The organism is Streptomyces sp. NBC_00162 (genome assembly GCF_024611995.1).
GTDB lineage: Bacteria > Actinomycetota > Actinomycetes > Streptomycetales > Streptomycetaceae > Streptomyces.
Genome location: NZ_CP102509.1, coordinates 853627 through 877303, shown reverse-complemented (window position 1 = coordinate 877303; position 23677 = coordinate 853627). Strand labels below are relative to the sequence as shown.

Here is a 23677-nt window from a genome sequence, read left to right as displayed (position 1 = left end):
CCGATGAACTGGGCGTTCGGAACTCTCTCACTCAGGGGGAAGGGCCCCACCGCAGAGTGGTGGGGCCCTTCGTCATGTGGTGGTGCCGGTGCCGGCTGGGACTTCGGGGATCGCTCCGCCCGTACGCGTGTCGGCCGCTCAACGCAGTCGGAGCACGCCCCTCACGCCGGCGTGGTCGGAGGGCCACAGGCCTGACGGGGTGCGGTCGGCCTGTGTATGGCCCACTCGTTTGGTCGCCAGCGCGGTGATTTTGCCGCGGAAGAGCACGTAGTCGATGCGCTGGCTGAGGTTGGAGGTGACGTTGCGCAGGTCGGGGGCCTGGCAGCAGGTGAAGCCGGGATTGCGGGGGCGGGTGGCGGTCCAGGCGTCGGTGAAGCCGGCGGCCAGAAGTTTGTTGTGGCTCTGGGTGGCTGTTCCCGGTGTTGCGCCGACTCCGCCGGCGGCCGAGTTCAGGTCGCCGAGAAGCACGGTGGGGAGTTTGGTGTTCAGCGGGCCGGCGAGCAGTTCGTCGGCCTGTGCTTCCTGGACCGTGGGAGCGGCGGGCTCCAGATGGGTGGTGACCACCCGGGTGGTGCGGCCGCGCACGGTGGCGTCGGCAGCGACCCAGCCGCGCTCGATGCGGATGGGGACGTTGTCGGGCGGAACGCAGCCGAACAGCGGGCGGCAGAGGGGCACGTGGGCCTGGAACCGGGCCGCCTGAGGGTTCGCCACGGAGAAGACGTGCGCGGGCAGGTCGGTGCGGGCCAGGAGTACGTCGCGGTCTGTGAGCCGGATGTCCTGCAGACCGCCGCCGTCGGGCAGGGAGCGCGGGGCCTCGAAGTCGCTGCCGACGGTGACGGTGGCCACGGCCGCGTAGTGCTTGCCTCGGGAGGCAAGCTTGTCGAGCAGGATCTGCAGGAAGTCGTACTCGACGTGGGTGGCGCTGCCCGGTCCGGCTGGGGTCTGGCTGCGCCACAGCACGGCTTCCTGGAGGCCCACGAGGTGGGGGTTGCCGTCGGCGATCTCGTCGGCCAGTGCCTCGGCGCGCTCGGGGAAGTTCGTCGCCTGGACGTTCGCGTACACCGTGGTCACTGCGGCGACGAGCGTCTGCGGGCTTGTGGCGGCGAGGACGGGCGCGAGGTCGGCACCCAGGTAGAGGTTGCGGGTGATGACCCGCAGCTGGCCTGTGGGCTGGGCGGCGGCCGAAGCCGCGGAGAGGGACCCGGGTGTGAGCAGCAGGAGCGCGCCCAGGGCGGCTGTGAGCCAACGGCGAATCATGCAGGCGGACCTTTCGTCGAAAAGCGGGCGAGATCCCGCGCCCTCGCCGAATCTAAGGTGGCCCGCGGGATGTGGCGATCCGGCTGTAGGCCGGGCAGCCGATGCCCCGGCGGTCGCCCTGACGATCGAAACCGGGGTACACCCGCCGAAGATCCTGCTGATCCGCGGCCGGGCCGAACCGGACGTCGTCGAGAACATCCCGGACAGGCCGGCGTCGCGGCTGGCGACGGTGGCGCACCCGGTCACACGTCACGCCCAGCCCCAGCCCCGGCCGCATCGCTGACATCGGCCCCGCCGCCCGCGTCCTCAACGGATCCCGAAGTGAATGCCGTTGGGAAACCCACTGGCTGGCTTGATCCCTCACAGACGAGTATGGAACGCATGAGTGATCAACCCGCACGATGGAGCCCCGCAAGCGTCTACCCCGACATGTGGGCTGACCCGGACGACGACCCCCGCCACAAAGACGGGCACAGTCCGGAGGGCGAGCCGGCGACGCTGCAGGACTTCCTGGCGGGCTACCGCATGACCCTGCGGATGAAGTGCGAGGGCCTGGATGCGGAGCAACTGGCCCGTCGGTCGGTTCCGCCGTCGACGATGTCGCTGCTCGGCCTGCTCCGGCACCTCGCCGAGGTGGAACGGGACTGGCACAACTGGATCAGCGACGGTGAACCGCTGCCGAAGCTGTACGGCCGGCGTGACGCGGACTTCGAGGAAGCCGTCGGCGAGCAGGCCGCGGTCGACGCCGCGTACTCCGATCTGGAGCGTGAGCAGGCGGCGACCGACGCCGCGCTGGCCGAGCACCAGGATCTGAGCGAGCGCGTGGGGAAGGACAAGATCGCCGTGCGGGAGCTGATGGTGCACAGGATCGAGGAGTACGCCCGTCACTGCGGGCACGCCGACCTGTTGCGCGAGTGCGTCGACGGAAGGGTGGGCCAGTGAGGTGTTCTGGATGACGGGCTTTCGGAGGTGAGCCGGTCAGCGCGATGACGGGTGTGGGTGTTCGGCGCTTCCTCGACGACGTGCCCGTGCGGGTCGCAGCCGACCTGCGTCAGCCGGCCCCTTCGACGTACGACGCCAGGTTGGCCAGCGAGGAGGCGATCCCGGCCTCGTGTACCGCTTGGTCGATACCGGGTGGCACGTCCGTGGCGATGACGGTCACCTCGGTCCCGTCACCGGCGGCAGCGAGGTGCCAGGTCATCGTCATGGTGCCGGCGTACGACGGGTCGTCGGCCTCGAACACCGCCCGCTGCACCACGCGCTCCGGTGGCACCAGCTCGGCGAACCCGACATCGACGACATCCGTCGCGTCGGAGGTCTTGCCGGGGCTGTCGGTGGGGTCGAGGTAGGTGAGGACCATCCGGAACCCGCCACCGGGCCGGGGATCCCACCGTTCGACCCGCCCGCGCATGCCGTCCGGCGGCAACCAGGCCTCGAGGGACTCCCGGCCGAGGAGGGCGCCGTAGACGGCCGCCGGTGGTGCCGCGATCACGCGGCTGGCGCGGTCGGTCCGGTCCATGGCCCGAGTCTAGGGCCTGTTCTGAGTTCAGATCACGTGACGGGACGGCCGCCGCGCGAGCCTTCTTCCTGCGGGTTGGCGCGTGAGGAGTACGCCTCGTCGCCGACGATCGCGCTCGGCCGCGCGAAGCCGGGCCCTGCGGCGGTGGCCTACGCGGTGGCGTTGCTCGCGAGTCGCGTCCTTGGCCGAGAAACCTGCTCCTATGGTCAAATCCCACCCCTGTCACGTAAGGTTCATTTGGCATTATCACCTATTACCATTCAAGGGGGCGGGCGGCGATGCCGGACACCGGGATCAGTGAGCTCGTGCGGATGTGGATCAATGGCTGGGTCGTCTCCCGCGGCAGCTCGGACCCGATCGACGAGCCGTGGGGGTGGACGATCGACGTCGGGCAGCCCAAGCACGTGGCCCGGCACGTGCTGCCGGAGCCCGCCGAGGCCGATGTGCGCAAGATCGTCGCCGCGACGAGCGCGCCCGGGACCTGGCTGAAGCTGTTCGCCGAGGACCAAGCGATCCTGCCCTGGGTCGGGCCGGGCTGGCGGTGCGACAGCCCCGGTTTCCTGATGACCTGTCACCTTGCGCCGGAGCGCCCTGAGGCGCCGGCCGGTTACACGCTCACCAGTTGGAGCCGGGGCGGCGTCAGCCGAGTGCTGGTCCGCACCCGCGCCGGGCACTTCGCCGCCGGTGGACAGATCGCCCAGGCAGGCGGCCATGTCGTGGTCGACCAGGTCGAGACCGCCGCGGAGCACCGGCGCAAGGGCCTCGGCGGCCTGGTGATGCGCACGCTGCAGAGCACCGCTTACGAGGCCGGTGCAAGGACTGGCCTCCTGGTCGGCACGCCCGAGGGCCGGGCGCTCTACTCCTCGCTGGGCTGGACCATGCGCTCCCCGATGACGAGCCTCTGGTACGAACCGTCGGATGCCGCCCAGTGAACTGAACAAGACACCCCAGGACCACCCTGCCGGACTCCGCCTGCGCAGCGCCATCCAGTGGCTCCGCAGCCTCCAACCCACCACCTGATCTGGGCATCTCAGCAGCAAAGTCAGTACGTGATCCCGATGCGCAGAAGCTGGCACCGTTCTCGAGATTCACGCCGACCCACTCTCGCCAGCAGCCACAATGCACCGTTGTGGCTGCTGGCCGATCTGTTGTTTGACCTGCCGATGTGCTGCTCGCTTTGATCTCGCTGGTCAACGTTTGGTTGTCCGGGCGGGCGAGAGAGTGAGGGATGCGCTGATCATGGTGGCCAGGCGGTCGTTGGGGCGGCAGTTCAGGTGGCTCTGGGCGGCGTACGCGGTCAGCACGCTCGGCACGTGGCTCGCGTTCGACGCGTTCCCCTTGATCGCGATCCTCGTTCTGCACGCCGGGACGGCCGAGGTGTCGGTGCTGGCGGCCGCGGGGCTGGCGGTCGGCGCGGCGGTAGCGGTGCCGCTCGGCCCGTGGGTGGAGTTCCGCCGCAAGCGGCCGGTGATGGTCGCGATGGACCTGGTCCGGTTCGCGGCGTTGATGAGCGTCCCCGCGGCGTTCGCGCTCGGCGGTCTCGGCTTCGCCCAGCTCCTGCTGGTGTCGGTCGTCGTCGGGGCAGCCGACATCGCCTTCACGGCGGCCGGCGGCGCATGTCTGAAGGCGCTTGTGAGGCCGGAGGACCTGCTCGTCGCGAACAGCCGGTTCGAGTCCACGACCTGGACCGCCACCGTCCTCGGCCCCCCGCTCGGCGGGGCCGCGATCGGGCTGTTCGGCCCGGTGATGACCGTGGTGGCCAACGCGGTGAGTTACCTGCTCTCTGCGGTGGGGATCCGCGCGATCGGCGGGCGGGAGCCGCGCGTCACCAGCACCGAAGCACCGCCGCGGCTGCGAGCCGGCGACCTGCTCGACGGCTGGCGGTTCATCCTGGCCGACTCCGCACTGCGGCCGCTGTGCGTCAACACGATCCTGGTCAACGGCCTGATCATGGCGACCTCCCCGCTGCTCGCCGTCCTCATGCTCGGCCCCCTCGGGTTCGCACCTTGGCAGTACGGCCTCGCATTCGCCGCGCCCTGCGTCGGCGGCCTGATCGGCGCACGCCTGGCCCCCCGGCTCGCCGCCCGGTTCGGGCAGCACAGGGTCATGCTCACCGCAGGGGCGCTGAGGGCATGCTGGCTGCTCGGCCTGGCCTTCATCGGCCCCGGCACTGCCGGGCTCGTACTCGTCATGACCGTCGAGCTCGGGCTGATCACCTGCATGGGAGTGTTCAACCCGGTGTTCGCCACCTACCGGCTCGAGCGGACCCCGGCAGACCGAGTCGCCCGCACCCTGTCCGCGTGGTCGGTCACCAGCAAGGCCACCATCGCGGCGCTGACCGCTCTGTGGGGCCTGCTGGCCGGCATCACCAGCCCCCGCACCGCCATCGCGATCGCCGGTCTCCTCATCATGCTGCCCCCGCTGCTGCTACCCCGACGCGACCAAACGCCCCAGTACGAGCGGGAACTGCCCCGGAGCCGCACATGACACACCACACATGACACACCGCACTCGCCACCAGCGCCCGAGCCGGAACCTCCCACGCGGAGTGCGGGAGGCGATCCCGTCGCACGGGAACCCGGCCCCCCACCCCCGTGGGGGGCTCCGGCCGGGACCTCCCGTACTCCGCCCGCACTCCGCCCCGGAGATGACCCCGATTCACGGGGTCACGCACCGTGCGAGAACGATCGCCACGCTAAGGCCGAGGAGATCACTTGGCCCAGGGCAGCACACGCCAGCAAGGGGACCGTGCGCGCCACAGGGGGACTCTCCACGCCAATGTGGGGACGCCGGCCCCCGAGCTCCGGCGATGATCTGGCAATTCGTGCTGGTCTATGCTCAACCCCTGTGGTTTGGCATGCACATCAGGGGACAACCTCCTCCGCCCTCACCCGGCTGAGCGTCAATGCCGCACGCCTGCTCGGCATACCCCCGCACGGATACGCGCACCTGCTGGGCCTGGCCCCTGAGCACCTCAACGACGACCTGTGCCGGACCCCCGCGGCCACGGGCATCCGCATCGCCGAACTGACCACCGTCCACACCCCCTGGAGCGAGCTGTCCGTGCTGCTGGCACAGCAGTCGAGCATCGGCACCCTCGGGGTCTGGGACTACCTGATCACCTCCGCGCCCACCCCGCTCGAAGGGATCCGGGACGCCTCGGCCTACTTCGCCACCGTCGCCGACACCGGCACGGACACCCTCCAAGTCACCGAGGACGGCGAACACATCACCATCAGCCACGTCAATCAGGCCGATCTGACCTACGAGGCGGCCTGCGCCATCCGCGCCTACGCACTCGGCCTCTACCAGCGGCGTCTCGGCGAAGCCGCACAACGGCGCCTCGTCCCCGTCCACGTTGCACTGGCCGCCGAAGCACCCCGCCGGCACGACGCCCTGACCGAGCTCTACGGCACCCGCAGCATCGACTTCGAAGCTCCGGACAGCTCGATCACCTTCCTTGCCGGCGACCTGAAGACCCCGAACCCACATGCCCAGCCCGGCCTGTCGACCGTGCTTCGAAGACACGCCGAGCAGACCCTGGCCACCGCGATCCCGCTGCACAACTGGCTGGACCTCTTCCGCGCGGCTCTGGCCTCCGCTGACGACGAGACCACGCCGACGCTGTCCGCAGTGGCGCGGCGCATGGCCGTCAGCACACGAACCCTCCAGCGCCGACTCGACGAACACGGCACCACATGGAGCGACGAGGTCGAAACCGTACGTCGAGCCCACATCACGCGGCTGCTCCACACCACCGACCTCAGCATCGACGCCATAGCCGCTCGAATGCGGTTACGCCGATGCCCGCGCCCTGCGCCGGGCGGTCCAGCGCTGGTACGGCGCCACACCCGCCACCCTGCGCCGTACCGGCCACCGCCACCCGGACAGCGCCGCAACAGGGCTCTCGGATCTCGGGTAGCGCCGCCCCCGGCCCCCCGGCTTGCCACGCCGGCCGTTCCGTCAGTACACCAGCTTGTAGGTCACGTCCTTGGGGACCGGGGCCGGTGCGGTGTCGGTGTAGATGAGCCGGATGGTCGTGAAGCGCTGGACGTCGGGGTGCTCGGGCCAGGCTTCCGGATTGCTCAGGGTCACCGTCACCGGGTAGGCGCGGAAGCGGCCGGCCGCGCAGTAGGGGCGGCAGTCGTTCACCATGTCCGTGCCGGTGGCCGTCGCGGTCCTCGGCCCCCAGGTGTCCCAGCGGAGTCCGACGAGGCGGTTGTTCCCGTCCCCGCAGGCCAGGAGGTATTCCTCGGGGCGCATCTGGGCCTGGGAGAAACAGTCGACGACCACGACCGGATCCCCTGGGCCCAGAGTCCGGGCCGATGCCGTTCCACCGGTGTGCGCGGAGGCCGGGATCATCGCGGCCGTCAGGGCCGCCGCCGTGCACAGCAGGGTGGTCATCCGCATCCTGTACCGGGATGCGCGTGCGGGGCGGCCTGTTGCTGAAACGTTCACGAAAGACCATCCTCACCACTCGGCCCGCCGCCGACGCCGCGGCCACACCCAGCTTCCCCCATTCGCGTGGACCGCGCACCCGCTGAGAGTTGAGCCGGACCGCAGCCTTGCGGCCCGGCCCCCGCCATCGTCGGCGACGGGTCAGGCGCGTGCGCCGTCGAGAATCAGGTCGACCAGGCGGGGGACCAGGGTGTCCTCCAGCGGTTCGCCGGTGAGCAGTACCCGGGCGAGGAGGGGACCCGTGATGGCCTCGACCAGCAGGTGGGGGTCGGTTCCGGCGGGCAGTTCGCCCCGTTCGATGCCGCGCCGGACGAGGGCTTCGCCGCGCTCCAGGCGGGCGTTCCAGTAGGAGCGCCGCCCCTCCTCCAGGTCGTTCTCACCGCGGACCGTGCCGAGGTGGAGCAGCGCGGCGCCGACCGGTGTCGCGAGGTACCGGGCAAGCGCCGTGAACAGCAGGGACAGGTCCATGTGTACGTCGCCCGTGTCCGGGTCCGGGAGCGCCGTGTCCGAGTGAGTGGCGAGCGCGTCGAAGACGAGGTTCTCGCGGGTCTTCCAGCGCCGGTAGACGGAGGTCTCGTGGACGCCGGCCGCGCGCGCGACGGCGGCCACGGTGGTCGCGGCCAGGCCCTGCGAGGTGAGCAGGTCGACGGTGGCGGCCAGGACGGCCTGCCGCATCCGCTCACCGCGGCGCCTGAGCGGTGGTGCTTCTCTCTCGCCCGTCATGGCACAGCAGCATATCGCAAGAGCTCTTGCGATACGAAACCGGCGGGCGTACGTTATAAAGCAAGATGTCTTGCGATAGTGCGCAGGCCGCCGACCGGAACGGACGAACCGCCATGGACCTCATGCGCGCCGCACGGCTGCACCTCCCCTCCCGCACACTGACCGTCCAGGACGTGCCCAGGCCCGTGCCCGGTGTCGGGCAGGTGCTGGTGAAGGTCGAGGCGGCGGGCGTGTGCCTGTCCGACGTCCACCTGATCGACGGCACCCTCACACCGGCCCACCTGCAGAGCGACACCGTCACCCTGGGGCACGAGGTCGCCGGGACGATCGCCCGGCTCGGACCGGAGGCGACCGGCTGGGCGGTCGGGCAGCGGGTCGTGCTGCAGGCGGGCGAGGTCCGCGACGGCCGCCTCCTCACTCGAGGCGTCGACTACGACGGCGGCTGGGCTGAGTACGCACAGGCCGGCGTCGACACCCTGTGCGCGCTGCCCGACTCGATCCCCTTCGAGCAGGGAGCGATCATCCCGGACGCGGTCTCCACCCCTGGGGAGCCGTCACCACCACCGCCGGGGTCCGCCCGGCTCAGTCCGTCGGAGTCTGGGGCATCGGGGGACTGGGTGCCCACGCCGTCCAGCTGCTGCGCGCTGTCGGGGCCTATCCGATCATCGCCGTCGACCCGGCACCGGCCGCCCGCCGGCGTGCCCTGGACTTCGGTGCCGACCTGGCCCTGGACCCCGCCGACCCCCGGCTGCGCGAGCAGGTCCTGGCCGCCACCGGCGACCGGGCACTGGAGGTCGCCTTCGACTTCGCCGGCGTCGCCGCCGTCCGTGAGCAGGCCCTGAGCGTCCTCGCGGCCAAGGGACGGCTGGTCCTGGTCGGACTGACCGACAAGCCGCTCACGGTCGCCAACGGCACGCTCTTCAGCTATCTGCAGCACCAGATCCTCGGCCACTACGGCTCCGAGGGGAACGCCGTCCCGCAGCTGATCGCCCTGGCCGAAGGCGGCCGGCTGGACTTCTCCCGCTCCATCACCGACGTGCTGCCGCTCGAGGAAGCCGCCAAGGCCGTCCAGCGCCTGCACACCAAGGAAGGCGACCCGATCCGGCTGATCCTGCGCCCCTGACCTCAGCAGCATCCGCGCCGCGCGCGCACGATGCGAAGCAAAGACGCGGACTGCCACGTCCCCACGTGCCCCTCGGCGCACCCCACGAAGGAAAGGTGCCTCCCATGCCCGTCGACCCGTCCATCGCGGCCATACTCGACCAGGTCAACGCCCACCCCGTCCCCCGGGTCATCGACACCGACCCCGAGGTGCTGCGCGAGGCGAACCGCCGGATGGGCGCCGGCGTCGCACTGCGGGAGCCGATCGAGGTCGGCTCGGTGGAGAACACCGCCGTCCCCAGCCCTGCCGGGCAGATCCCCGTGCGCGTCTACCGGCCCGAAGGCGGCGGACCCGTTCCCACGGTGGTCTTCTTCCACGGCGGTGGCTGGCTCACCGGCGACCTCGACACCCACGACGACGTCACCCGGCGGATGTGCCGCGACGTGCACACCGTGGTCGTGGCCGTCGACTACCGCCTCGCCCCCGAGCACCCCTTCCCCGCCGCCTACGACGACTGCCTCGCCGCCGCCCACCACGTCGCCGACCACATCGACGACTACGGCGGCCGCCGCGACCGCCTCGCCGTGGCCGGCGACAGCGCCGGAGGCAACCTGGCCGCCGCCGTCGCCCTCACTGATGTCCCGGCGGGGACTCATGGGACATGGCCCGGCACCCGGCTCAGGTTCCGGGGAGGATACGGCGCGTTTCGTAGGCCCACATCGCGATCTCGACCCGGTTGCGGGCGCCGAGTTTGGCCATCAGGCTGGCCAGATGCGTCTTCACCGTGCTGAGGCTGATGTGCAGTGCATCGGCGATCTCGGTGTTGGTCAGCCCGCGAGCGACGGCGAGGAGCACCTGCTCCTCCCGGGCGGTGACGGGGGAGACCGGCTGGGCCACGGGCCGGCCGGCGGGCAGGTCCGCGAATGCCCGGAGCAGACGGACGGTGACGCTGGGCGCGATGAGCGCCTCACCGTCGGACGCCGACCGTACGGCCTGCGCCAGCAGGTCCGGTCCCGTGTCCTTGAGGAGGAATCCGCGGGCGCCGGCACGCAGTGAGCCGTAGACGTACTCGTCGAGGTCGAACGTGGTGATGACGACCACGACCAGCGGGTCGGCGACGCCCGGGCCGGCGATCAGCCGGGTGGCCTCGAGCCCGTCGAGTACGGGCATGCGGATGTCGAACAGGCAGACGTCGGGGCGTAGTTCGCGGGCCAGGCGTACCGCTTCCCGCCCGTCGGCGGCCTCGCCGACCACCTCGATGCCGGGCTGGGCGTTCAGCATGATCCGCAACCCGGTGCGGATGATCGTCTGGTCGTCAGCGACGAGGACGCGAATGGACACCGCTCTCGCTCCTCGCTCTCGGCAGTTCGGCTTCGACATCCCAGCCCCGGTCGGTACCCGGCCCGGCTCGTAGTGTGCCGCCGAGCAGGGTCGCGCGCTCGCGCAGTCCGGTAAGTCCGTATCCGTCGCGACCCCGGCCGGTGCGCCGGCCGTTGTCGCGCACGCTCACCCGTACCGTGTGCCGTTCCGCGGTGACCCGAACGACGAGCTCGGTCGCGTCGACCGCATGGCGCAGCGCGTTGGTCACCGACTCCTGCACGATCCGGTAAACGGCCGCGTCCACGGCCGGGGGCAGTGCGTCCAGTTCGCCGTCGAGCCCCAGGTCGACCCTGAGGCGGCCACCAGGGGTGCGCACCAGGCGCTCCAGATCCGCGACTCCGGCAGGGGGCGCCAGCTCGGCGCCGACCCCGAGGTCGCGCAGCGCGGCGACCATGGCGCGCATTTCCTCCAGCGTGCGCGCCCCTTCCTCCTCGACCCCCTCCAGCGCCTCGACGGCGGCGGACGGGTCGGTGCCCGCGAGCACCCGGCCCGCCTGGGCGATGATCACCATGGCCGACACGTGGTGGGCCACCGTGTCGTGCAGTTCCCGGGCGAGCTGCTCGCGCTCGCGGGAGCGCACCTGCTCCAACTGCCGCTCGCGAGCGGTCACCCGGAACCGGACGGCAGCCCCGAGCACGCCGGGCAGCAGCAGGAAGACGAAGCCCACGACCTTTTCGACGACCGGGGTCCCGTCCGTGACGACACACAGCGCGCCGGTCGCGAGGATCACCGCGCCGCCCAGCACGATCTCGCGTCCCGATCCCCACCGGGGCAGCGCGTACACCAGCACGAGCACGACCGCGCCGGTGTACAGGCCGACGGGTTCGCGCGGTGCGGCGACGAGCGAGGCCACCGGAAGCAGGATCACCGAGCCGAACGCCAGCGTCACCATCGCCAGCGGGCGGGTCCGGCGCCACAGGGGCAGCAGGCACAGCCATACGGTGACCACCACCGCCACCGGCCGCCACACGACGTTCTCGCGCAGGGTGGCCTCCAGCGCCACACCGGCAAGGCCCGCGGCGAGCAGCGCCCAGTCCCGCCGCACCCGGGCGGGCGCGGCGGGCGGCCGGGGTTCGGTCCACAGGGTTCGCAGGTCGTCTCGGAGCACGGTTCTCAGCTTAGGGACCGCGGCGTGCCGCGCATCGGCCGAAAGGACGGGTCGTCACTCCGCCCGGGGGCCGACGGATCTGCGGCCCGCGGGCCGATGCCGCGCAGCGCCGTGGCGACGAGCCTCGGGATCGGCGGCCGTACAAGGACGGCCGACGAGGTGGTTGGAGGACCCGATGCTCTCGAAAGCCCTGTTGCGCCTGGGCACAAGCGCCGCCCGCCATCCCTGGCGGGTGATCGCGGCATGGCTGATCGCCGCCACGCTCGCCGTCCTGGCAGCGGTCGCCTTCGGCGGGCGGACCGCGGACTCGATGACCGCTCCGGGACTGGACTCCCAACGGGCCGCGGAACTGATCGAGCGGGCAGGCACCGGCCAGGAGGGGATGACCGCCCAAGTGGTCGTCACACCCCTCGACGACGGTGCGACGTTCTTCGACCACGACAGCGCGCGCACCGCTCTCACGCGGCTGCAGACCGAGGTGAAGCGGCTGCCGCACGTGCTCGGCACGAGCGACCCGGCGGGGGCGCTCGACACGGGCGGGGACACCACCGTGCGCGGCGGCCTCGTTTCGGCCGACGGGCGGATCGCGGTCGTCCGGGTGCAGTACCCCGACCAGAGCCGGCTGTCGGCCGAAGACCTCGACGCCCTCGTCGATCTCGGCGACCGGCTGCGCGCCGAGCTGCCGCTGCGCATCGAGATGGGGGGAACCTCTTCTACGCCTTCTCCGACCCCGACGGCGGCGCGAGCGAGCTGATCGGCCTCCTCGCCGCGGCCGCGATCCTGTTCCTGGCGTTCGGTTCGCTCGTCGCCGCCGCGCTGCCGATCGGCATGGCGGTCTTCGGGCTGACCGTAGGGGTCGCCACGATGACGGTACTGGCGGGGGTGACGGAGGTCCCCACCTTCGCACCGGTCCTGGGCAGCATGGTCGGGCTCGGAGTGGGCATCGACTACGCGCTGTTCGTGCTCGCCAGGCACCGGGAGTACCTCGCGTGCGGGCTCGATCCGCAGGCGGCGGCCGGACGAGCGGTGGCAACGGCGGGGCGGCCGGTGGTCTTCGCTGGCGGCACCGTCGTCGTGTCGATCCTCGGCCTGGCGGTCGCGAACGTGCCGTTCATGACGGTGGGCGGGCTCGCCGTCTCGATCGTCGTCCTGACGATGGTGCTCGCGTCGGTGACGCTGCTGCCAGCCTTCCTCGGCGCGGCGGGCCCGCGCCTGGCCCGGGCCGGCCGGATCGGCCGGGCTCTGCAGACCGGGAAGCCGGGCCGACTCGCACGGCAGCGGGACACGGTGGCGGGCGCCGCCGACGCCGCCGGTTGGTGGCGCTGGATCGGGCACGTCAGCCGGCATCCGGTGCCGTACGCGGTCGGCGCGGCGGGGCTGCTGCTGACCGTGACGCTTCCCGTGCTAGGCCTGCGCGTCGGTCTGCCCGACGACGGCTCACTGCCCCACAGCCGTACCGAGCGCCGGGCCTACGACCTCGTCGCCGAGGGGTTCGGCCCGGGCATCAACGGTCCCCTCGTCATCGCCGCGGACCCCACCGGTGATCCGGGAGTGCTGGACCGACTCGTCGCAACGGTCGCGGCGGATCCGGGCATCGCATCCGTCGCGCCGACGCACATCGATCGGGCCACCGGCATCGCGACCCTCGTGGTGTTCCCGACCACCAGCCCTCAGGACAAGGCCACGGCCGACACCATCGCCCGGCTGCGCACCGACGTGCTGCCCACGGCGATCGGGCACGGCCCGGCCAGGGCCCACGTCGGCGGCGCCGCCGCGAGCCTGTCCGATGTGGGCCAACGCACCAGCCAACGCCTGCCGGTGGTCGTCGCCGTCGTGCTGGCGATGTCGTTCCTGCTGCTGATGCTGGTCTTCCGCTCGATACTCGTACCGCTCAAGGCGGTACTGCTGAATCTGCTGAGCATCGGCGCGGCCTACGGCATCATGGTCGCGGTCTTCCAGTGGGGCTGGGGAGGCGCACTCATCGGGCTGGAAGCGACGGTTCCGATCGTGTCGTTCATCCCGATGTTCCTCTTCGCCATCCTGTTCGGCCTGTCGATGGACTACGAGGTGTTCCTCCTCTCCCGCGTACGCGAGGAGTACCTGCGCACCGGCGACAACGGCACGGCGATCGTTGAGGGCGTCTCGGGCACCGCCCGGATCATCACCTCGGCCGCCCTCATCATGGTGGCGGTCTTCCTGTCCTTCGCCGTCGCCGAGGACCCCTCCACCAAAATGTTCGGGCTCGGCCTGGCCACCGCGATCTTCATCGACGCCACGGTCGTACGCATGGTGCTGGTACCGGCGACCATGACACTCCTCGGCCGGACCAACTGGTGGCTGCCGAAGTGGCTGGACTGGATGCTTCCCCGCGGCCCGGTCGGCACCGACGACACCTTCGTGTCGCCCAGCCGTATCGAGCGGATTCCCGCCGGCCGGCGCAGTCGTCCGTCCTGAGCCACCGTCAAGTCAGCCATGGGTTCTCTCCTGTGAGTCGTCATCGCAGAGCCGGTGACCATGCGGGAGCTCGCCGAACGCATGAGCTGCGAGCCCTCCAACACCACCTTCGTCGTCGACAAGCTGGAGAAGCAGAGCCTGGTCGAGCGCCACCCGCACCCCACGGACCGCCGCGCCAAGCACCTCGTCCTCACTGCCGAGGGCGCCGCACTGCGGACACGTTTCCTCGCACTCCTTGCCGTGGACTCCCGGCTTTCCGGCCTCACTTCGCAGGAGCATCGCGCGCTTCACGGCCTGCTGGAGCAGGCCGTCACCGCTCCGTGAGCCGGCGTCGGCGCAGCACCCTCGCTCTACAGCTGTAGAGTGAGGGCTCTGCAGCTGTAGAGGACGCCCAAACCGAACGGAGAGGTGTTCCATGCCGAAACGTCACGCGGTGGTGGTCGGGGCCGGAATCGGCGGCCTCACGGCCGCCATCGCACTGCACCGCCGAGGCTGGCACGTCACCGTTTGCGAACGCGCCCCCGAACCCCCCACCACGGGCGCCGGGATCGGCCTCGCCCCCAACGCCCTGCGCGCACTCGACACCATCGGCGTCGACGCCGCCCGCGCCGTCGGCAGCGCCGTACCCACGACGATGGGCGTGCGCCGCTCCGACGGCCAGTGGCTGACCCGGAGCGCCACCGCCGACATGGCGGCTCGCTACGGCATGCCTCCGATCGCCGTTCCGCGCCCGGCCCTCACCGCCGCCCTGGCCGCCGCACTGCCGTCGGACGCCCTTCGCTACGGCACCGCCGTGACCGCCGTCGACGACGCAGCGGGCCGCCCGACCGTCCGTACGGCAGCCGGCCCGGCCCTTCCCGCCGATCTGGTCGTCGCCGCCGACGGCATCCACAGCCCGCTGCGCCGGGCGTACTTCCCCGCCCACCCCGGCCTGCACTACGTCGGCGAGACCGCCTGGCGGACCGTCGTGGACGCCCCGGACCTCCGTATACCGGCCATGAGCGAGACCTGGGGGCGGGGCGAGCGGTTCGGCGTGACCCCGCTCTCCGACGGCCGGTATTACCTCTACGCCACCGCGGTCGTCCCGGCAGGCACCCGGTCAGCCGACCCCCGCGCCGAACTCCGCCACCGCTTCGGCTCGTGGCACGACCCCATTCCGGCCCTGCTGGACCGCGTCGGCCGCCTCGACCCCGCCGACGTCCTCCAAAACGACCTCTACGACCTGGCCGCCCCGCTCCCACGCCTGCACCACGGCCGGATCGCCTGGCTGGGCGACGCCGCCCACGCCATGGCGCCCAACCTCGGCCAGGGCGGCTGCCAGGCCATCGAGGACGCGGCGGTCCTCGCCCACCTGCTTCCCGCCGGGGAGAGGGGAGAGGGCGGAGACAGCACGGACTCCGTCCCGGCCGCCCTCGCCGCGTACACCGCCGCCCGCCGCGACCGCACCGACGCCGTACGCGTCCGCGCCCGCCGGGTCGGCCGCCTGGGCGCCCTCCGCAACCCGCTCGCGGTGGCGGCCCGTGACCTCGCGGTCCGTGTCACCCCCGCCCGCCTGGCCTTGCGCGGCATGGACGACCTCTTCAACGGCTTCCGCCTCCCCGGGTAGCAGGGCCCCGCCCGGTCTCTGTCGTCGAAGTCCTGGCGTACCCAAGGGTTCAGGCGGCCCATCTCATCCCGATGGCGTCGAGCTGTCCGATGCGTTCCTCGCTCAGCGAAGCCCTTCTCACCCGGCAGTTGGCGATGAAGGCGCCGAGCTTGATGTCGCGTACTTCCTGACCACGTCCGGGCTCTCCCGTGGGCAGTCCCCGGTCGTCGACTGCCACGGGTTCGACGTGCTTGCGGGGGACCGTGAGGTGGCCCTCCCGTTCATAGAACTGGGCGGCCGCCGTCACGTTCACGGTCCATTTGTCGGCTTGGCTGATCCGCCCCACGGCTTTCGCCTTCTCCTGCGGGGTGGCCGGCTGGACGCCGAGGATGTTCTCCAGCATCCACTGCTGCCCGACCGCGAGGTTGTCCCATCCGTAGCGCTGCGCCGTCACCCATTGGCCGAGGTCCTCGCCCTGGACGGTGGCCTCGCCGGGTGCCCTAGGCAGCTGTCCGCCGGCTTCCAGGTGACGGCGTGCGAGGGTGAAGCAGCGTTGCCAGGCGACCGGCCAGACGGCGCACCAGGCCGGATCGATCTCGTCCAGTTGCTCGCGCCGTTCCGGGGACATCGACCACGCCAACGGCAGGGGCTCCAGCCCCTCGGCTTCACGCTGCTGGTTCTGGATGATCCGCCGTGCCGCCGCCCTCGCGTTCTTGAGCCAGATTCCGACGGGCTGCCCGTGCCAGACGGCATCGACGGGTGCGAGGAGGTGCCCGTGTTCCTGGGCCCACCCCCGTGCCGCGGTGATGCCTTCCTCCCAGGCGGTGTCGCGTTCGGACCACACCATGCCGAGCTCGTCGAGTGCCTTGACCCTGCCGGGTTCGAGACGGCCGGCCGCGCGGTTGCGGCGGGCGTCGGCGATCCACTGACCGAGGGGGAACCCGGCGAGTGAGGCGGGCCACCGTACCGGGTGTTCCTCGGCGTCCGCCGCCGCCTCGAGCAGGGTCTCGTCGATCGCTTCCTGCTCGTCCGCGACGACTGCGTGTTCCAGTGCGTCGAGAGCCGCTTCGGTCCTCTGCTTCTGGTCCTGCTCCTGCTCTTCGGACGTGGGGGCCTTGCACGTGAAGGGGACGCGGAGATCGCCGTGTTCCTGGCGATAGAGCATCGCGGCTTCGAGCCCGCGCAGCCAGTGCGTCTTCTCCGGCTCGAGCACGCGCAGCTTGATGAAAGCCGCGAGTTTGGCGGGGTTGCGGGGCGTGGAGAAGCGCAGGAGTGCATGGGCGGGGCCGCTGATGCCTCCGGCGTCCGGGTGCCACTCCACCGGCTTTTCGGCTTCGGAGAGAGGCGTGTAGCGGCTGGGTGCCTGGGGTTCCGCGAGTCGTTCGACGATGCGGGTGTCGTGGGCGCGCAGTGCTTCGAGGAGTTTTACGAGGTCGGCGTACGAGCGGGAGGTGAGCATGTCGTCCGGCGTCTCGCCGGGCCCCAGCAGGACGGGGACGACGAGGGAGGCGGTCTTCCCTTCGCCGGGCTGCATGCGTAGCGCCCGGCCCACCGCCTGGACGAGGTCGGGCATGGAACCGCGCAGGTCGGCGAAGAACACGCTGTCGCAGGTGGCGGTGTCGACACCCTCACCGAGTACCCGAACGGAGCTGAGGAACGTCTTGTCGACCTCCGTCCCGTCGGCCGCGGTGCCGTCGGCGAAGTCCTCGAGGACCCGGCGCCGGTAGAGGGGCGGGTGTTCCCCGCACACCCAGTCCGCCCACACAGACGCCGGATACAGTCCGGGGTCGAGGGCGTGGAGCTGCGCGGCGACATCGGGCAGGCCGGCGGCGAAGGCTTCGGCTTCCTTGACCTGGTGGTGGAAGACGAGCGTGCGGCGGAACTTCCCACCGGCGGCGGCCTTGACCAGGGCGGTCTGCAGGGCGGCGAGCCGGGCACCGCGGACCTGGTCGGAGCGCTGCTCGACGCCGAGGAGCTGTGTGGTCTGCAGGCCCGGGTCGCTTACGTCGACGGCGATGACCTGGTAGGGGGCGACGACCTTCCGGTCGATGGCCTCCGACAGGGTCAGGGTGTGGCAGCGGGCACCGAAGGTGCCGTTCTCGTCGTCCTCCATCGACGCGACGAGCTCACCGGGCGTGCCCTGATCCTGCTCGGCCTCCCCGTCCTGCCACAACCGCGGAGTCGCGGTCATGTACAGCCGACGGGCGGCCGGGATCCGGGCGTTGTCGTGCACCACTGCCCAGGGTTTGCCGATCCGCCCGGACGTCCGGTGCGCCTCGTCCACCACGATCAGATCCCAGGCCGGCAGACCTGCGTGGTGTGCGCGCTCCAGGGTCCCGAGTCCGAGTGAGGCGTATGTGGAGAAGACCGTGATCTGCTCCAGGTGCGCAGTCCAGCGTACGAGCTCGTCCGGGGCGGTGGTGTTCGCGAATCCGGCCTCGGACTCGCGAAGCGACGACACCCCCAGCACCGGGCCGGTACGACCACCCGCCCGCCAGGCTGCCTCTGTCTGGGTCAGCAGATCCAGCGACGGCACCAGCACCAGCACCCGGCGTGCGCGCAGTTCCGCCGCGCTCCTGGCCGCCACCAGGGACTTGCCCGAGCCGGTGGCCATGACCACCTGGGTGCGCAGCCCCTGGCCCGGGAGCCGGCCCGAAGCCGGCATCTCCAGTGCCTTGAGTACCGCGTCCACGGCCTCACGCTGATGCGGCCGAAGCTCCATCCGTACCATGCTCAATCCCGCCTTTGCGACGCCGCGTGTGAGTTTGTCGTCGTCGTTGCTGGTGAGCGTATGTCCTGAACGGCGGTGGTGACATGTTGATGCGGTCGTACGCCGACCATCACCCACCGGGTCTCGTTGCATGACGCGCGCCGCCCCCACGAAGGGGGGCGGCGGTTCTGCTCGGCCACGAAACGGTCGGCAAGCGTCGCGCGGCCTGTGGCGCGCCGATGACGGATCAGACGTCCGCCGACACCTTCTCCTCCGTCGCGTCGGAGGCCGGGACGGCCTCGCCCGTCGGCTCGGCCGCCGCGGGCTGGGGCACGGTGTACATCACCGAGCCCTGCTTGTGCTCCTTCTCGACGGCCCCCTTCTTGACCAGGGCTTCGAGGGTGTTGCGCACCACCTGAGTGGAGGCGGGCCGGGCGGGGTGGGCCTGGGCCAGTTCGGTGGCGACCTCGCTGACCAGGCGGGGCTCGCCCGCGCTGACCAGAAGGGCCAGAACGAGCTCACGCAGCGGCGGTTCCGCGGCCTTGGGCGAGGCTGCCGGCTCGGTGGCCTTCTGCGCCGCCGCTGTCGCGGGCTTGCGCGTGGTGGTCTTGGCCTTCGCCTTCGCATCAGCCGGGGCGGCGGAGCCGGAAGGATTCTTCGACTGCGTCGCCTTCTTGCCGCGCGCCGTCCCGCCGCTCGCCTGCCTCGCCCGGCGCGGCTTGGGAACGGTCCCGGCGACGGCGGCCTCCGCCGATGCGGCTGGCACGGCGGCGGTGTCTTCGGCGGGGGACTGGGCTGTGGTGGCCTCCGCGGCGGCTGCAGGCAGCGCGCCCTGGATGCCGCACAGCCAACTCTCGTCTTGCTTCAACTGCTTCAGGCGTACATCGAGTTCCGCGATCTGCGAGGAGACGACTTCCTGCTCCTTGCGGTTGGTCTCGAGATCGGCGGCGAACCGCTGCGCGTACAGGTTATGGATGGGCGTGGTGTCGGGCTCGTTGGCCATTGCGGCTCACTTTCCTCGTACCTCACGGTGTTGCTGCCGGATGCTACTCACCGGCAGGCGGCTTTAGTTCCCCTTCTGGCAGGATCCCACCATTCGGTTCTACCCGGAGCCCGAGATCCCCGTCGGCGAGACACCGAACCGGACGTAGCCGTTGGTCAGGTGGGTAGTGACGGAGGTCGCCGGTCCGATGGTGTGCCGCCATCGAATATTCCGTGCCGTGCCGGTCGGTGGAAGTGCAGACTCGCTCCATGGCGAACATGTGCGCATTCCGGGATGCGGTCAGCCGCTGGGCAGCCGGCGGTCCTGGCGAACCGGCGAAGGATCTGGCTGTGCAACTGGGGCTGCGGACGGCGGTGCTGGTGGAAGGAGCGAGCGACCTCGCGGCCGTCGAGGCGCTGGCCGCGCGGCGCGGCCGGGACCTGGCGGCCGAAGGGGTGTGCGTCGTGCCGATGGGCGGGGCGATGAGCATCGGCCGCTACGCCGGTCTTCTCGGGCCGCCCGGTCTTGGCCTTCGTCTGAGGGGACTGTGTGACGAGCGCGAGCAGCGCTTCTACGACCAAGGCCTGAAGCGGGCCCGGGCGCCGCACCAGGGCTTCTTCGTGTGCGTGGCGGACCTGGAGGACGAACTCATCCGCGCGCTGGGCACGGCGCGGGTCGAGGAGATCATCCGGGCCGAGGGCGACCTGCGGGCCTGGCAGACCTTCCTGCACCAGCCCGCACACCACGGTCGGCCCCGGCAGCGGCAGTTGCGGCGCTTCCTCGGCACGAAGAAGGGGCGCAAGATCCGCTACGGCCAGCTCCTGGTGGAGGCCCTCGACCCCGGACAGGTACCGGCCCCGCTCGACGACCTCCTCACGAGCCTGTGACCGACGCACGAAAACGCAGGCACAGCTTCCGGCTCCGCGTCTACGTCCGCGTCAGGTCGTGGAAGTCGACCGAGAGCGAGGGCCATTGAGGCGGCCGGTCACCACCAGGTTGCCGTCCCGGGTGCGCCGCGCGAGGGCGCCGGTGCGGAAGTAGCCGTCGGCGGTGAACGAACGTGCGTTGTGGTCGGGGGCCCGGTAGTAGCCCCGCAGGGTGCACGGACCGCGGGCGAGGAGTTCGCCGGGCTCCCCGTCGGGCACGTCCTCGCCGTCGACGCCGACGATGCGGATCTCATCGTCGGGCGAGAGCGGGCGGCCCTGCGTGGTGAGCACGGTCTCGTCCGGATCGGCGGGCCGGGTGAGGGTGAGCAGCCCCTCGGCCGTGCCGAAGACCTGCTGCAGGCGACAGCCCAGTTCGGGGCCCACCCGTTCGGCGGTCGCCCGGTCCAAGGGCGCGCCGCCGATCTGCACGAGACGCAGACTGCTCAAGTCGGCCTGGACCGTGGGAAGCGCCTCGAGCCAGAGCCGGGCGACGGCAGGCACCACCGACGTGATGGTGACCCGCTCTCGTCCGATGACCGCAAGGCATTCGGCGGGCCGCGGGTCCTCGACCAGGACGACGGTGCCACCGACGGAGAGGGTGCCGACGATGCCGGGACAGCCGAAGGTGAAGTTGAACTCGGCGGGCAGCGCGGCGAGATACACGTCGTTCTCGGTGAGCGACACCAGCTCGGCGGCGGCCCGCGCCTGGTAGGCGTAGTCGTTGTGAGTGCGCGGAATGAGCTGGAGCGCCTCGGCGGTACCGCCGGAGAGCAGGAAGAACGCCACCTGGTCCGCGCGCTGCGCAAGCGCCGGCTCGGGCGGGGCGTCGATGGAGCCCAGCGGGCTGTACTGGCAGCCCGCCGGGTCGGTCGTGAGGCCGCCGTACGGGGACGAGGAGCCGGGCGCCTCAAGGGTGAACACCCGCCTCAAGAAGGGCCCGCGGGCCGCGATGTCCGCGGTCATCGCCGTGTGGTCGAAGCCCTGGTACGCCGAGGGGCCGACGTAGCCGACGGCCTGGGTGACCTGCACGAGCTGGGACACCTCGGACGCGCGGTGCGAGATGGGGCAGAACACGGGGACCACGCCGGCGCGCATCAGCGCGAACACGCTGATGACGAACTCGGGAACGTTCGGCAGCTGGACGACGACCCGCTGCCCGGCCCGCAGGCCGCGCAGCCGGAATCCGGCGGCCATGCGGTCCACGCGCCGGTTCAGGTGCGCGTACGTGATGCGGGTGCCGCCGTGCACCAGCGCGGTCCGCGGTCCGTACTGCAGGGCCCAGTCGCGCAGCAGGTTGTCCAGCGTATTGCCACGCCAGTGCCCGGCCGCCCAGTAGCGGTCGACGAACTCCTCGGGCCAGGGTGTGCAGCCCTTGAGCATGGATGCCATTCGCTTCCGTTCTCCAACGTCGCAATGCGTGACCTTGGCAACCCAATCCGCCAACACCCCTATGCGCAATGTGCTGTCCAGACCATGGACGCTGAATTTGATCAGCAGAAAGACCAATGCGCGCCGCTGACCAGGAGGAATGGTCGGGGCTCAAGCCGGGGCGGGATACCCGCCGAGGACCTTGCCGCCGTCGGCCGCGTCCTCGCCCTGGTCGCCGAGCGCGCCGACGCGGAGCTTGCGGCGCTGACCGCCTGCCTTCCCGGCATCGGTCGATCAATCGCGCATGCGGGTTGATAATGGGCTGTATGACGCAGAAGGGTGGTACGCCACATCGCCCCTCGACGCTGACCGTCAAGGGCCGGGACATGCGGTTGCGCACCCTCGGTTTGGTCGTCGTGGCCGCCGTCGTCATCTGGTTCATCGCCGCCAATACCGGGTCCGTCACCATCAGGCTGTGGATCCCCACGGTCGTGATCCCCCTGTGGTGCGTCCTCACGGTGACGCTGTTGGTGGGCATGGTGCTCGGCCTGTTCATCGCCCGCCGCCGGGCCAGGCGGTGACAGCCGCCCTACCGTGCGGCCATCCGCGTTGTCCCCGAACGCGTCGGCTGAGAGGAACGCCCTCATGCGCGCTGAGTCTTCGGCGGCGGCGCGGACGGGGGCTTTCGTTGCGGTCGCCGTCGCCCTGTTCTGCATCCAGCTCGACTTCTTCGCCCTCAACCTCGCCATTCCCGGCATGTCGGCGGAGCTGGGCATCACGGTTTCGGCCGCGCAGTGGACCCTGTCCGCGTACATGCTCGCCATCGGCTGCTTCTTCATCGTCGGTGGCCGGGTGGGGGACGTCTTCGGGCGGCGGGGCACCCTGCTGGCCGGGATCGCCCTGTTCACGGCGGCTTCCGTGGGCTGCGCGCTGGCTCCTGGTCTCGGTCTGCTGGTGGCGGCCCGGATCGCGCAGGGCGTGGGCGCGGCGTTCGTCTTCCCGGTGTCCGTGTCCGTGATCACCAACACCTTTCCCGAGCGGACCCGGGCAAGAGCCCTGGGCGGGGTATTCGGCGTCGCCAACATCGGGACCGCGCTCGGGCCCTTCGTGGGCGGAGGGTTCACCGAGGGGCCCGGCTGGCGCTGGATCTTCTGGCTGATGGCGCCGCTGAGCCTGATATCGCTGCTCATCGCTCTCGTCTACGTGCCGGACTCGCGCGATACGTCGGCGCCGCGCGAGCTCGATCTCCTCGGCTGCGCCCTGATCGTCTGCTCGCTGGCCACCCTCACCATGGCCGTGGAGCGCGGAGACGCCTGGGGCTGGGACAGCGCTCGCACTCTCGGCTTCTTCTCGGTGGCCGTGGTGACCGGCGGGCTGTTCCTGGTGCGGGAGCGGCTGGCCAGCCACCCGCTGATCGATCTGCGGCTGTTCCGCAACGTCCCGTACGTCCTGGTGACCGGGATGGGCTCGCTCTCGAACATGGGCTACGCCGTCACCGTCTTCCTCGCCACGCTCTACCTCCAGGGCGTACGCGGGCTCTCACCGCTCCTGGCGGGCACGGTCTTCCTGGCCCCGGCCCTGCTGGTGGCGCTCAGCGGGCCGCTCGGGGCGCGGCTGGCCCAGCACATGCGGCCGACCGCGGTGATGGCGCTGGCCGGGGCCGTCGCGGGCACGGGGATGTACGCGCTGACGCTGGTCACGGCCTGGTGGCTGTACGTGCCGGTGTTCGCGTGGTGCGGCCTCGGCCTGGGGCTGGGCTGGACCTTCTCCAGCGTGGCGACCCAGCAGGTCGTCCCGCCGGCCAGGGCGGGGGAGGCATCGGGCGTACTGCTGACGTTCCTGGTCACGCTGGGTGCGATCGCCCTGGCAGGGACGGCGGCGGGGATCTCGGCGATGACGCCGCAGCGGCCGCCCGAGGAGGCCTACGACGCGATCCTGCGACTGGGCGGGGTGGTCATCCTCGCCACGGCGGTCGTCGTCATGGCCGTACGCCACCGGCTCGTGGTGCTCGGCAGGATCCCGCCCCTGTCGATGCGGGCACGCGGTGACGCCGGGCAGGAAGCGGGCCGGCAGCAGCCGTGACGCGGGCAGCAGCCCTGTTCTGC

At 71.2% G+C, this 23677-nt stretch carries 21 protein-coding genes and 2 pseudogenes; 14 read left to right on the top strand and 9 right to left on the bottom strand.

The window, feature by feature from the left end:
- Positions 1-138: 138 nt before the first annotated feature.
- A complete protein-coding gene (locus JIW86_RS04780; protein ID WP_257552654.1) occupies positions 139-1257 on the bottom strand; it encodes an endonuclease/exonuclease/phosphatase family protein in 1119 nt (372 codons plus the stop codon).
- Between the two features lie 372 nt (positions 1258-1629).
- Here JIW86_RS04780 and JIW86_RS04775 point away from each other — a divergent pair, with 372 nt between their 5' ends.
- Positions 1630-2199, top strand: a complete 570-nt coding sequence (locus JIW86_RS04775; protein WP_257552653.1) for a DinB family protein — start codon at positions 1630-1632, stop codon at positions 2197-2199.
- A 109-nt stretch (positions 2200-2308) separates the two neighbouring features.
- On the opposite strand, the gene JIW86_RS04770 is transcribed toward JIW86_RS04775, so the two are convergent.
- A complete protein-coding gene (locus JIW86_RS04770) occupies positions 2309-2776 on the bottom strand; it encodes an SRPBCC family protein (protein WP_257552652.1) in 468 nt (155 codons plus the stop codon).
- A 278-nt stretch (positions 2777-3054) separates the two neighbouring features.
- Here JIW86_RS04770 and JIW86_RS04765 point away from each other — a divergent pair, with 278 nt between their 5' ends.
- The 3 genes and pseudogenes from JIW86_RS04765 to JIW86_RS42055 form a co-directional block, all read left to right on the top strand.
- Positions 3055-3708, top strand: a complete 654-nt coding sequence (locus JIW86_RS04765; protein WP_257552651.1) for a GNAT family N-acetyltransferase — start codon at positions 3055-3057, stop codon at positions 3706-3708.
- Positions 3709-4015: 307 nt separating this feature from the next.
- Positions 4016-5263, top strand: coding sequence for an MFS transporter (locus JIW86_RS04760; protein WP_257552650.1), 1248 nt, complete (start codon positions 4016-4018; stop codon positions 5261-5263).
- A gap of 291 nt (positions 5264-5554) precedes the next feature.
- A pseudogene (locus tag JIW86_RS42055) lies at positions 5555-6247 on the top strand (AraC family transcriptional regulator ligand-binding domain-containing protein); the annotation flags it as partial.
- Between the two features lie 492 nt (positions 6248-6739).
- Here JIW86_RS42055 and JIW86_RS04755 read toward each other — a convergent pair.
- Positions 6740-7180, bottom strand: coding sequence for a hypothetical protein (locus JIW86_RS04755; RefSeq protein ID WP_257552649.1), 441 nt, complete (start codon positions 7178-7180; stop codon positions 6740-6742).
- A 195-nt stretch (positions 7181-7375) separates the two neighbouring features.
- Entirely contained in the window at positions 7376-7957 is a 582-nt protein-coding gene (locus JIW86_RS04750) for a TetR-like C-terminal domain-containing protein (RefSeq protein ID WP_257552648.1), read from the bottom strand.
- Between the two features lie 113 nt (positions 7958-8070).
- Between JIW86_RS04750 and JIW86_RS04745 the strand changes: the two are divergent.
- Positions 8071-9080 (top strand): annotated as a pseudogene (locus JIW86_RS04745) (zinc-binding dehydrogenase).
- A gap of 104 nt (positions 9081-9184) precedes the next feature.
- Entirely contained in the window at positions 9185-9850 is a 666-nt protein-coding gene (locus JIW86_RS04740; protein WP_257552647.1) for an alpha/beta hydrolase, read from the top strand.
- On the opposite strand, the gene JIW86_RS04735 is transcribed toward JIW86_RS04740, so the two are convergent.
- Positions 9738-10400: a response regulator gene (locus JIW86_RS04735; RefSeq protein ID WP_257552646.1), complete on the bottom strand. Its 663-nt coding sequence runs from the start codon at positions 10398-10400 to the stop codon at positions 9738-9740. The two genes, JIW86_RS04740 and JIW86_RS04735, sit on opposite strands and share 113 nt — an antisense overlap.
- The gene (locus JIW86_RS04730; protein WP_257552645.1) at positions 10375-11547 is read right to left on the bottom strand and encodes a sensor histidine kinase; all 1173 of its coding nucleotides are present in this window, start codon (positions 11545-11547) and stop codon (positions 10375-10377) included. Before JIW86_RS04730 ends, JIW86_RS04735 begins: the two co-directional genes overlap by 26 nt.
- Positions 11548-11722: 175 nt before the next feature.
- Between JIW86_RS04730 and JIW86_RS04725 the strand changes: the two genes are divergently transcribed.
- The 4 genes from JIW86_RS04725 (at position 11723) to JIW86_RS04710 (ending at position 15607) form a co-directional block, all read left to right on the top strand.
- Complete coding sequence (locus JIW86_RS04725) at positions 11723-12301, top strand: MMPL family transporter (protein WP_257559640.1); 579 nt, start codon at positions 11723-11725, stop codon at positions 12299-12301.
- Positions 12298-14001: an MMPL family transporter gene (locus JIW86_RS04720; RefSeq protein WP_257559216.1), complete on the top strand. Its 1704-nt coding sequence runs from the start codon at positions 12298-12300 to the stop codon at positions 13999-14001. Before JIW86_RS04725 ends, JIW86_RS04720 begins: the two co-directional genes overlap by 4 nt.
- Positions 14002-14061: 60 nt before the next feature.
- A complete protein-coding gene (locus JIW86_RS04715) occupies positions 14062-14325 on the top strand; it encodes a MarR family winged helix-turn-helix transcriptional regulator (protein WP_416237660.1) in 264 nt (87 codons plus the stop codon).
- Between the two features lie 91 nt (positions 14326-14416).
- Positions 14417-15607: an FAD-dependent oxidoreductase gene (locus JIW86_RS04710; protein ID WP_257552644.1), complete on the top strand. Its 1191-nt coding sequence runs from the start codon at positions 14417-14419 to the stop codon at positions 15605-15607.
- A 49-nt stretch (positions 15608-15656) separates the two neighbouring features.
- Here JIW86_RS04710 and JIW86_RS04705 read toward each other — a convergent pair whose 3' ends face one another.
- On the bottom strand, positions 15657-18317 hold the full coding sequence (locus JIW86_RS04705) for a DEAD/DEAH box helicase (protein WP_257552643.1): 2661 nt from the start codon (positions 18315-18317) through the stop codon (positions 15657-15659).
- Between the two features lie 226 nt (positions 18318-18543).
- Entirely contained in the window at positions 18544-19299 is a 756-nt protein-coding gene (locus JIW86_RS04700) for a hypothetical protein (protein ID WP_257552642.1), read from the bottom strand.
- A gap of 248 nt (positions 19300-19547) precedes the next feature.
- On the opposite strand from JIW86_RS04700, the gene JIW86_RS04695 reads away from it, so the two are divergent.
- Positions 19548-20165 (top strand): TOPRIM nucleotidyl transferase/hydrolase domain-containing protein, encoded by a 618-nt coding sequence (locus JIW86_RS04695; protein ID WP_215140968.1) that lies wholly within the window; start codon positions 19548-19550, stop codon positions 20163-20165.
- Positions 20166-20216: 51 nt separating this feature from the next.
- Here the strand turns inward: JIW86_RS04695 and JIW86_RS04690 are convergent, their stop codons facing one another.
- Positions 20217-21593 carry a (2,3-dihydroxybenzoyl)adenylate synthase gene (locus JIW86_RS04690; protein ID WP_257552641.1) on the bottom strand — a complete coding sequence of 459 codons (1377 nt, stop codon included), beginning with the start codon at positions 21591-21593 and terminating at the stop codon, positions 20217-20219.
- Between the two features lie 84 nt (positions 21594-21677).
- On the opposite strand from JIW86_RS04690, the gene JIW86_RS04685 reads away from it, so the two are divergent.
- The 3 genes from JIW86_RS04685 (at position 21678) to JIW86_RS04675 (ending at position 23654) form a co-directional block, all read left to right on the top strand.
- Positions 21678-21887 (top strand): hypothetical protein, encoded by a 210-nt coding sequence (locus JIW86_RS04685; RefSeq protein WP_257559639.1) that lies wholly within the window; start codon positions 21678-21680, stop codon positions 21885-21887.
- Between the two features lie 11 nt (positions 21888-21898).
- Complete coding sequence (locus tag JIW86_RS04680; protein ID WP_257552640.1) at positions 21899-22153, top strand: LapA family protein; 255 nt, start codon at positions 21899-21901, stop codon at positions 22151-22153.
- Positions 22154-22217: 64 nt separating this feature from the next.
- Positions 22218-23654: an MFS transporter gene (locus tag JIW86_RS04675; RefSeq protein WP_257552639.1), complete on the top strand. Its 1437-nt coding sequence runs from the start codon at positions 22218-22220 to the stop codon at positions 23652-23654.
- Positions 23655-23677 lie beyond the last annotated feature (23 nt).

What these genes read in the sequence shown, in the direction of transcription:
- JIW86_RS04780 (WP_257552654.1), bottom strand. Translation starts at nt 1,257, where the DNA reads ATGATTCGCCGTTGGCTCACAGCCGCCCTGGGCGCGCTCCTGCTGCTC.
- JIW86_RS04775 (WP_257552653.1), top strand. Translation starts at nt 1,630, where the DNA reads ATGGAACGCATGAGTGATCAACCCGCACGATGGAGCCCCGCAAGCGTC.
- JIW86_RS04770 (WP_257552652.1), bottom strand. Translation starts at nt 2,776, where the DNA reads ATGGACCGGACCGACCGCGCCAGCCGCGTGATCGCGGCACCACCGGCG.
- JIW86_RS04765 (WP_257552651.1), top strand. Translation starts at nt 3,055, where the DNA reads ATGCCGGACACCGGGATCAGTGAGCTCGTGCGGATGTGGATCAATGGC.
- JIW86_RS04760 (WP_257552650.1), top strand. Translation starts at nt 4,016, where the DNA reads ATGGTGGCCAGGCGGTCGTTGGGGCGGCAGTTCAGGTGGCTCTGGGCG.
- JIW86_RS04755 (WP_257552649.1), bottom strand. Translation starts at nt 7,180, where the DNA reads ATGACCACCCTGCTGTGCACGGCGGCGGCCCTGACGGCCGCGATGATC.
- JIW86_RS04750 (WP_257552648.1), bottom strand. Translation starts at nt 7,957, where the DNA reads ATGACGGGCGAGAGAGAAGCACCACCGCTCAGGCGCCGCGGTGAGCGG.
- JIW86_RS04740 (WP_257552647.1), top strand. Translation starts at nt 9,185, where the DNA reads ATGCCCGTCGACCCGTCCATCGCGGCCATACTCGACCAGGTCAACGCC.
- JIW86_RS04725 (WP_257559640.1), top strand. Translation starts at nt 11,723, where the DNA reads ATGCTCTCGAAAGCCCTGTTGCGCCTGGGCACAAGCGCCGCCCGCCAT.
- JIW86_RS04715 (WP_416237660.1), top strand. Translation starts at nt 14,062, where the DNA reads ATGCGGGAGCTCGCCGAACGCATGAGCTGCGAGCCCTCCAACACCACC.
- JIW86_RS04710 (WP_257552644.1), top strand. Translation starts at nt 14,417, where the DNA reads ATGCCGAAACGTCACGCGGTGGTGGTCGGGGCCGGAATCGGCGGCCTC.
- JIW86_RS04705 (WP_257552643.1), bottom strand. Translation starts at nt 18,317, where the DNA reads ATGGTACGGATGGAGCTTCGGCCGCATCAGCGTGAGGCCGTGGACGCG.
- JIW86_RS04700 (WP_257552642.1), bottom strand. Translation starts at nt 19,299, where the DNA reads ATGGCCAACGAGCCCGACACCACGCCCATCCATAACCTGTACGCGCAG.
- JIW86_RS04695 (WP_215140968.1), top strand. Translation starts at nt 19,548, where the DNA reads ATGGCGAACATGTGCGCATTCCGGGATGCGGTCAGCCGCTGGGCAGCC.
- JIW86_RS04690 (WP_257552641.1), bottom strand. Translation starts at nt 21,593, where the DNA reads ATGGCATCCATGCTCAAGGGCTGCACACCCTGGCCCGAGGAGTTCGTC.
- JIW86_RS04685 (WP_257559639.1), top strand. Translation starts at nt 21,678, where the DNA reads ATGGACGCTGAATTTGATCAGCAGAAAGACCAATGCGCGCCGCTGACC.
- JIW86_RS04680 (WP_257552640.1), top strand. Translation starts at nt 21,899, where the DNA reads ATGACGCAGAAGGGTGGTACGCCACATCGCCCCTCGACGCTGACCGTC.
- JIW86_RS04675 (WP_257552639.1), top strand. Translation starts at nt 22,218, where the DNA reads ATGCGCGCTGAGTCTTCGGCGGCGGCGCGGACGGGGGCTTTCGTTGCG.